Origin of the sequence: Streptomyces lushanensis (assembly GCF_001700515.1) — a bacterium.
GTDB lineage: Bacteria > Actinomycetota > Actinomycetes > Streptomycetales > Streptomycetaceae > Streptomyces > Streptomyces lushanensis.
In genome coordinates this window covers 1-8264 of sequence record NZ_MAUD01000508.1, presented here as the reverse complement: position 1 = coordinate 8264, position 8264 = coordinate 1, and the positions used below count along the sequence as shown (strand labels likewise).

The window sequence follows — 8264 nt, the reverse complement described above, 5'->3', positions numbered from 1 at the left end:
CGACGGCCGACACACCGACGCGGCGGTCGTCGTGAGCGCTGTCACCGTACGAGGCGTCGGTGTGTCGGCCGTCGCCGTGACGGTTGTCGCCGTACGGGCTGTCGGTGTGTCGGCCGTCGGTGTACGAGCCGCCGTCGGCGCGGGCGTCCTCATAACGGACGTCCTCGTAACGGGCCTCCTCGTAACGCCCGTCCTCATAACGTCCGTCGTCCACGCGCTCGTCCTCGTAACGCCCGTCCGCCACGCGGCCGTCGGCGTACCGGCCGCCGTCGGCGTCCCGGGCGCCGTAGCTCTCGCTGTCGGCCGGCTCGTAGCCGTGGCGCGGGCCGTCCTGCGGACCGTCACGCGGGACATCGCGCGGACTGTCGTGCCGCGCGCGGTCGACGGGCTCGTCACCGGCGCGTTCACCGCCGAAGCGGTCCGCGCCGAAGCTCCCGCCGTCGGTGCGCGCGCCGTCGAGGTGCGCGGCGTCGTCAGGACGCCCGCCGTCGAACCGCTCGTTGTCGTGGCCGTATTCTTCCGGTCCCCGGCTCATCGGGTCCATGGTGAAAAGCCCCCCAGATCGTGGCGTACCGCTGCCCCCGGCCTCGCACGCCCATCTGTCGCTTCTGGTCCGGTATCTGCTCCATGGGTCGGTCATCGGCAGACGGCCGAACCCTAGACCTCAGCACAGTATCCGTGAACAGCCGGGGTACCACCCCGTCCAAGACATCACGGTCTCATGAGGATTGCGAGGTCCGGCCCGGTCAGACCCTCGGCAGCGACTCTGCGGCGATTCCGCCCTCGATGGCGAGAATGCGGTGCAATCGGGTGGCCACCAGCAGCCGCTGCATCTGCGGCGGGACGCCGCGCAGCACAAGTCTGCGACCGCACCGCCCCGCGCGTCGGTGGGCTCCCATGATGACGCCGAGTCCGGTGGCGTCCCAGGAGTCCAGTTCGGTCAGGTCTAGCACCAGATCGCCGGCTCCGTCGTCGACGGCCGAGTGCAGGACCGTACGGGCGTCCGCCGCGCTGCGGACGTCGAGGCGGCCCCCGACGACCAGCTCGGCGTGGTCGCCCCTGATGTGCATATGCGCTCCCCGATGAGTGCTTCCGTACTCCGTGTCTGTTCTGTCTTCCAACAACTGACTGCCGCGTGTGCGGAGAAGTTGCCGTCCGTAAGCGAACCGATACCAAAAACACCCCGTGGGGTGATACCGAAACGGCTTGACGCGGCTCAGCGCCCGGCTCCCGGCTGGTGGCTCAGTGCTTGTAGAACCCCTGCCCGCTCTTGCGGCCGATGTCACCCGCGTCCACCATCCGGCGCATCAGCTCCGGCGGGGCGAACTTCTCGTCCTGCGACTCGGTGTAGATGTTGCCGGCCGCGTGGAGGAGGATGTCGACACCGGTCAGGTCGGCGGTGGCGAGCGGCCCCATGGGATGACCGAACCCGAGCCGGCAGGCCGTGTCGATGTCCTCGGCGGACGCGACGCCCGACTCGTAGAGCTTGGCGGCCTCGACCACGAGCGCGGAGATCAGTCGTGTGGTCACGAAGCCTGCCACATCGCGGTTGACGACGATGCAGGTCTTGCCCACCGATTCGGCGAACTCGCGGGCGGTGGCGAGGGTTTCGTCACTGGTCTTGTAGCCGCGCACCAGCTCGCAGAGCCGCATCATCGGCACCGGCGAGAAGAAGTGCGTACCGACGACACGCTCCGGACGCGCGGTGGCCGCCGCGATCTTGGTGATCGGAATGGCCGAGGTGTTGGAGGCGAGAACGGCGTCGTCCCGTACGAGCTTGTCGAGCGCGCGGAAGATCTCGTGCTTCACGTCGAGCTTCTCGAACACCGCCTCGACGACGATGTCCGCGTCGGCGACGGCGTCGAGATCGGTGGTCGTGGTGATCCGCGCGAGAGCCGCGTCCGCGTCGGCCTCTTCGAGCTTGCCCTTGGCGACGAACCGCCCGAACGAACCCTTGATACCGTCGACCCCCCGGGCCAGCGCCGCGTCGGTCACATCCCGCAGCACGACATCCCAGCCCGCCTGCGCGGAGACCTGCGCGATCCCGGACCCCATGAGTCCGGCCCCGATGACGGCGAGCTTCCCGGCCACGTCACACCCCACGATTCCTCTTCGGCTCTTCATTGAGCCTTAACGCCTGTTTACATTCGAGTGCTCTGCCGGAGGTTAGCGCTCGTGGCGGGCCGTGTGACGGCGAAGAGATGCGCGTCACGTCTCACATGACGGACATCACACCAGGACGGTCCGTCAGGCACCGCCGTCCCCGCCTCCCGCCGACCGCGAGCGGCGACTCCCACCCTCTTTACATGTGACCTTTTGGTCACCTATCCTGGAGCTGTGAGCGACGACGACCGTGTCTTCAAGGCGCTGGCTGATCCGACGCGTCGTTTCCTGCTGGACCTGCTCTTCGCGCGCGACGGACGCACGCTGACCGAGCTGGAGTCCGAGCTGGAGATGACGCGGTACGGAGCGATGAAGCACCTGAAGGTGCTGGAGGAGGCGGGGCTTGTCGTCACGCGCAGATCGGGGCGGGAGAAGCTGCACTTCCTCAATCCCGTGCCGATCCGGTTGATCCACGACCGGTGGATCGACAAGTACACCGAGCGCCAGGTGTCGGCGCTCACCGAGTTGAAGCACGAGCTGGAGGGGAACTCATGAGCACCGCCACGGCCGAGACGACCAGAACGGTCCAGGTCCACCGGATCTACATCAGGGCGACGGCACAGGCCGTCTGGGACGCGATCACCAGTCCCGACTGGAACGGCAGGTACGGCTACGGCTGCGCCAGCGAGTTCGACCTGCGCCCGGGTGGTGCGTACCGGTCGCTGTCGAGCGACGAGATGCGGGCGCACGGCGCGCCGGAGCAGATCATCGAGGGCGAGGTCGTCGAGGCCGAGGCGCCGCGCCGGCTCGTCCAGACGTACCGGATGCTCTTCACCGCCGAGCTGGCGGCCGAACCGTACACGCGCCTGACGTACGAGATCGAGGAGGAGCCGTACGGGGGCGTCGTGAAGCTCACCGTGACGCACGACGTCACCGGCGCGCCGGCCCACGCGGCCCAGGTCGCCGGGGAGATCAAGGAGACGGGCGGTGGCTGGGCGATGATGCTGAGCGACCTCAAGTCGCTGCTGGAGACGGGCAAGGCGATGGCGGGCTGAGCCCGCGCGGAGTGCGGTCGCCGGGCCGGGGCCGGTGCCTTCGGGGCGCCGGCCCCTCGGCCTGCCCGTACGGGCTCGCGCGGGCCCCCCGGGCCATGCGGCTCGTACCACCGGTCCCGCGGTCCGCGGCCGACCTCCGTCCGGGTCGTACAGGTCGGCCAGGCCCTAGGCTGACCGTATGGTCAATCTGACGCGTATCTACACCCGCACCGGCGACAAGGGCACGACCGCGCTCGGCGACATGAGCCGTACCGCCAAGACCGATGTGCGGATCGCCGCGTACGCCGACGCCAACGAGGCCAATGCCGTCATCGGTACGGCGATCGCGCTCGGCGCGCTTCCCGAGGAGCTGGTGAAGGTCCTCGTCCGGGTGCAGAACGACCTCTTCGACGTGGGCGCGGACCTGTCGACGCCGGTGGTCGAGAAGCCCGAGTACCCGCCGCTGCGGGTCGAGCAGGCGTACATCGACAAGCTGGAGGCGGACTGCGACCGCTTCCTGGAGCAGCTCGACAAGCTGCGCAGCTTCATCCTGCCCGGCGGTACCCCGGGCGCCGCGCTGCTGCATCAGGCCTGCACGGTCGTACGCCGCGCCGAGCGCTCCACCTGGGCGGCGCTGGAGGTGCACGGCGAGACCATGAACACCCTGACGGCGACCTATCTGAACCGTCTCTCCGACCTTCTGTTCATCCTGGCCCGCGTCGCGAACAAGGAGGTCGGGGACGTGCTCTGGGTCCCTGGCGGAGAGCGCTGAGCCGCGCGCTGGCCGCCGTTCCCCGGATCCGGGTCCACGTCCGGGCACAGGTCCGCGTCCGCCTCCGGGTCATCGGTGCGCGGCCGCCACCGCCACCGCGCCCGCCGACTCCGTCATCCGGACGGGAATCGAGCACCAGGTCTTCGTCCCGTCGCCGCTCACGCCCCAGTCCCCGCCGCGCTCGGCCACGACGGCGTCCACGAGCAGCGGCCCATGACCGCTCCCGTCCTCCGGTTCGGCCACGCGGGCGGGGGGCGCGACGGGCTCCCCGTCGTCCACCTCGATACGGAGCATTCCGAGGCCGGTGAGTCTGAGCCGTACGCCGATCTGGTCCCCGCGTCCGTACCGGAACGCACTGGTGACCAGCTCGCTCAGTAACAGCCCGATGTCCGGGCCGAGTTCCGCCAGCCCCCATGCCTCAAGCCACGCGCACCCGGCCCGCCGCACCTGTCCGGGCCAGCGCTCATCGCCTTCGGCCATGCTCCGCCCGAACGGCCGAGGCATCCGCTCGACGGCGAACTCCCAGTCCCTGGCGGCCGTTTCGGTCCCGGGCGGCCTTCCGACCGGCTGCGGCTCGGTCCGGATCGCGTCGTGGCCCGCGTGCGGGCGGGCCTGCGCGTGTGCGCCGAGGGTCATGACTCGGTCCTCCATGGATCGTCAACGTGACAAAGCATCAAGCAACATCAACCAAAAACGACAAACATCAACGAACGTCAACAAGCATCGACGAACGCACCCTTCCGGGCGAAGGGCGTCCCGCCGGCGCGCCGTCGGCGCCGCCCAACCCCCGCGGCGGCCACGGGCGGTGAGGCCCGGGACAACCGGAAGGCGGCTCGAACCGGACCCGCGGCTACGGCGGACGCGCGAGAGCATCTTCATGGACAACGGCGGGCCGATGCCACGAAAAGTGGCCGCCCGGAGGAACAAAGCCCTCCGAGACCGCTCTCCAGTGCGACGAAACCGCGGTCCGAGCTTCCGCGACAGCGGCGATCCGCGCAAACCGCCGGGGAGGTGCGGCGCGGCCGGCCCGGAGATCATCGGTCACCGATCGGGCCGAACCGGACGGAGAAGCGGCGTCGTACGTCGTGTCCGCAGGCGCGAGGCGGCGGACACCGCGCCCGTCGGCACGCTCACCCGGCGGCACCGAACCGTCACCTCCTGTGACAGAGGGGCGCGCACAGACGACCCGAGGGTGTCAATAGCCCATTTGGGGGCTATCGTCCACATATGTACGAGCCGGGAGGGTACGAGGCGTGCGGGGACGACCGCACCGCGGCGGAGCTGGAGCGTGCCCTGGCGGAGCTGGTGCGGGACACCGGTGCGCACATCGGTGCCGTGTATGTGCTGGTGCCGGAGGAGCAGGTACTGCGCATGGTCGTGGTGACCGGGGTGTCGCGGCATGTGGCCGGTCCATGGACCCGGGTGGCGCTGGCCGCGCCGGTCCCGGTGGCCGAGGCGGTGCGCGAGGGCCGGCCGGTGTGGGTGGCGGGCCATACGGAGCTGGCCCACCGCTTTCCCCGTACGGCGCTCGCGCTGCCGTACCACGTCGCCATGAGCGTCGTACCCCTGACGTCCCCCAGCGCATCCGGCACCATCCGCGGCACCACGTCCGGCCCTGTGTCCAGCACCGCGTCCGACGCCGCCTGCTGGGGCGCCATGCTCCAGTTGTGGCCCGGTACGCACGCCCCCGAGCTGTCCCGCCGGGAGGCGCGGGCGATCGACGGGGCCCGCCACCGGATCAGCCGCCTTCTGCGGCAGGCCGCCGACGAGGGGCATCCGATGCGGTCCACGGAGCTGCGTACGGTGAGCCCGCCGCCCACCCGGCACGAACAGCCCGGAGCCGAACTGACGGAACGCTTCCCGGAAGGCACCTGCGCGCTGGACCTCGAAGGCCGCATCACGTTCCTCAACGACAGGGCCGCCGAACTGCTGGGCCGCGGCCACCCCGAACTGCTCGGGGCCAGGCCCTGGGAGGCCCTGCCCTGGCTGAACGACCCGGTGTACGAGAACTCGTATCTGGCGGCGCTGTTCAGCCGTCTTCCCACGCCGTTCGTCGCGCTGCGGCCCCCCGAACACTGGCTGGCCTTCACCCTCTACCCCGACTCCACCGGCATCAGTGTCCGCATCACGCCCACCGATCCGCCCGGTCACGACCGCGAGCCGTTCCTGACCCCGCCGGTCACGGCGCAGGCCCGCCCGGGGGCCCTCTTCCATCTGCTGCACCTGTCCACGGCCCTGACCGAGGCGGTCGGCGTCAAGGACGTGGCCGAGGCGGTCACCAGCCAGATCATGCCCGTCATCAACGTCCAGGGCCTCGCGGTGCTCACCTCCGACGAGGGCAGGATCCATGTGGTCGCCGCCCGCGGCTTCCCGCCGGGGGTCGCGGAGTTCTTCGACGGACTGCCCCTGACCGCGGAGGGCGCGAGCCTGCGGGCCATCGCGACCGGCGCTCCCGCGTTCTACGCGAACAACGAGGAGCTGCGGCGCACCTATCCGCACATCGGCCTGTACCGGAAGATGGCCGCCTTCGCCTATCTGCCGCTGTTCGCCTCCGGCCGGACGATCGGCTGCTGCGTCCTCGGGTACGACCAGCCGCACCCCTTCTCGCCGCAGGAGCGCGCCGGTCTCACCTCGCTGGGCGGAGTGATGGCACAGGCGCTGGAGCGGGCCCGCCTCTTCGACACCGAGAACCAGGTCGCCCGTGGTCTCCAGGCCGCGCTGCTGCCGCACGACCTGCCGCGGATCCCCGGCCTCGAAGTCGCCGCCCGGTATCTCCCGGCGACCCGCGGCATGGACATCGGCGGCGACTTCTACGACCTGATCCGGCTGGACGACACCTCGGCCGCGGCCGTCATCGGTGACGTACAGGGCCACAACGTGAACGCCGCCGCCCTCATGGGGCAGGTGCGCACGGCCGTCCACACCCACGCGCGGGCGGGCGCGCCGCCGGACGAGGTGCTCGCGCGCACCAACCGCCTGCTGATCGACCTGAGTTCGAGTCTGTTCACCAGCTGCCTCTACGCCCACCTCGACCTGCGGCACCACCGGGCCCGTATCGCCGCCGCCGGCCACCTGCCGCCCGTGCTGCGCCATCCCGACGGGCGCACGGAGGTCCTGGACATACCCAACGGGCTTCTTCTCGGCATCGAGCCGGATTCCGCGTACCGGACCGCCGATGTCCCGCTGCCCGCCGGCGCCCTGCTCGCCCTCTACACCGACGGCCTCGTCGAGACACCCGGCACGGATCTGGACGAGGCCATCGCCGAACTCGCCGCCAGGCTGGGGCAGGAGGCCCCGGAGCCGCTGGACGCGCTCGCGAGGACGCTGGTCCGGTGCGCCGGTCGGATCCGGCAGTCCCCGCGGGGTGGCGACGACATCGCGCTGCTGCTGATGAGAGTCGCCCGGTTACGCGGGCGGATGCGGGTCGTACGCAGGCGCGCGGGGCGGTGCCGGTTTCCGTGCACGCGTCCGGAGCGGTCGTCCGTGACGCGCGGCGGTCAGTCGGAGGGTGCCGGGGCCCTCTTGGGCCAGACCGTGTACGTCAGGGCGATCACGCCGTGGATGCCCACGAGACGCAGGGCCGTGAACTGCCACTCGGTCAGGGAGCCGGTGTCGCCGTCGTCGCCCACGTACCGGACGGCGAGCTGGAGCAGGGCGATCGCGACCGCCGCGGCCAGGACCGTACGGAGCCAGAGCCGGGCCTCGTGGCGGGCTCGGGCCTTGCCGTGGCGCGGAGGTGCGGGCGGGCGCGGGGCGCCGGCGAGGCGGTGGGCGGCGTGGCCGTCGAGCCACATGACCGTGTAGTGGCCGAAGGCGACCGTGTAGCCGATGTAGAGCGCGGCGAGGCCGTGTTTCCAGTCGGGCTCGGCGCCGTTCCTGAGGTCGACGGCCGTGACGGCCAGCAGGACGACCTCCAGCAGCGGCTCCAGCAGCAGGACGGCGGCCCCCAGCCGCCGCATGCCCGCCAGATAGCGCAGGGCGAGCCCGGCGGCCAGCAGCACCCAGAAGCCGACCTCGCAGACGACGATCAGCGTGACGATCACGGATCTCTCCTTCCGGGCTCGCGGTCCCTGGACCGTGCGGTCACCGGCCGTGCGTTTCGCAACGTCGCGGTTCGCAAGGTCACGGTTCCCGGCCTCACGGTCCGCTCCAGCCTTCCGTCCGTGCCGAGGGGCCACGTCGTCGTCAGTGACGAAGCGGGACTGCATCCTTCGATGTATCCGGCGCTCCCCCGGGATGAGGACGTCCGGGACCCGGGCGCCGTGGTGGGGGCGGCCGACGCGGTACGGGCGCGGGAGCCGGAGGGAGACACTCACCCTCCCCATGAAACACGGCGCCCGGGTCCCGGACGTCCT

7 protein-coding genes and 2 pseudogenes are annotated in these 8264 nt (G+C 70.9%); 4 read left to right on the top strand and 5 right to left on the bottom strand.

Annotated elements, in window-relative coordinates:
• From BFF77_RS30545 to BFF77_RS30535, 3 genes and pseudogenes are all read right to left on the bottom strand, one after another.
• Positions 1-535 (bottom strand): annotated as a pseudogene (locus tag BFF77_RS30545) (hypothetical protein); the annotation flags it as partial.
• A 211-nt stretch (positions 536-746) separates the two neighbouring features.
• Positions 747-1070 (bottom strand): STAS domain-containing protein, encoded by a 324-nt coding sequence (locus BFF77_RS30540; protein ID WP_066956508.1) that lies wholly within the window; start codon positions 1068-1070, stop codon positions 747-749.
• 172 nt (positions 1071-1242) lie between these two features.
• The gene (locus BFF77_RS30535; protein ID WP_066956503.1) at positions 1243-2091 is read right to left on the bottom strand and encodes a 3-hydroxyacyl-CoA dehydrogenase family protein; all 849 of its coding nucleotides are present in this window, start codon (positions 2089-2091) and stop codon (positions 1243-1245) included.
• A 246-nt stretch (positions 2092-2337) separates the two neighbouring features.
• Between BFF77_RS30535 and BFF77_RS37345 the strand changes: the two genes are divergently transcribed.
• The 3 genes from BFF77_RS37345 (at position 2338) to BFF77_RS30520 (ending at position 3909) form a co-directional block, all read left to right on the top strand.
• The gene (locus BFF77_RS37345; protein WP_066956500.1) at positions 2338-2658 is read left to right on the top strand and encodes an ArsR/SmtB family transcription factor; all 321 of its coding nucleotides are present in this window, start codon (positions 2338-2340) and stop codon (positions 2656-2658) included.
• Complete coding sequence (locus tag BFF77_RS37340) at positions 2655-3158, top strand: SRPBCC family protein (protein ID WP_066956496.1); 504 nt, start codon at positions 2655-2657, stop codon at positions 3156-3158. The genes BFF77_RS37345 and BFF77_RS37340 overlap by 4 nt, the downstream gene beginning before the upstream one ends.
• A gap of 178 nt (positions 3159-3336) precedes the next feature.
• On the top strand, positions 3337-3909 hold the full coding sequence (locus tag BFF77_RS30520; protein ID WP_066956492.1) for a cob(I)yrinic acid a,c-diamide adenosyltransferase: 573 nt from the start codon (positions 3337-3339) through the stop codon (positions 3907-3909).
• Between the two features lie 69 nt (positions 3910-3978).
• Here the strand turns inward: BFF77_RS30520 and BFF77_RS30515 are convergent, their stop codons facing one another.
• Positions 3979-4545, bottom strand: coding sequence for an ATP-binding protein (locus BFF77_RS30515; RefSeq protein ID WP_066956490.1), 567 nt, complete (start codon positions 4543-4545; stop codon positions 3979-3981).
• A gap of 591 nt (positions 4546-5136) precedes the next feature.
• On the opposite strand from BFF77_RS30515, the pseudogene BFF77_RS30510 reads away from it, so the two are divergent.
• A pseudogene (locus BFF77_RS30510) lies at positions 5137-7248 on the top strand (SpoIIE family protein phosphatase); the annotation flags it as partial.
• A gap of 158 nt (positions 7249-7406) precedes the next feature.
• On the opposite strand, the gene BFF77_RS33905 reads toward BFF77_RS30510, so the two are convergent.
• Positions 7407-7952: a hypothetical protein gene (locus BFF77_RS33905; RefSeq protein ID WP_079125637.1), complete on the bottom strand. Its 546-nt coding sequence runs from the start codon at positions 7950-7952 to the stop codon at positions 7407-7409.
• Between the last annotated feature and the right edge of the window lie 312 nt (positions 7953-8264).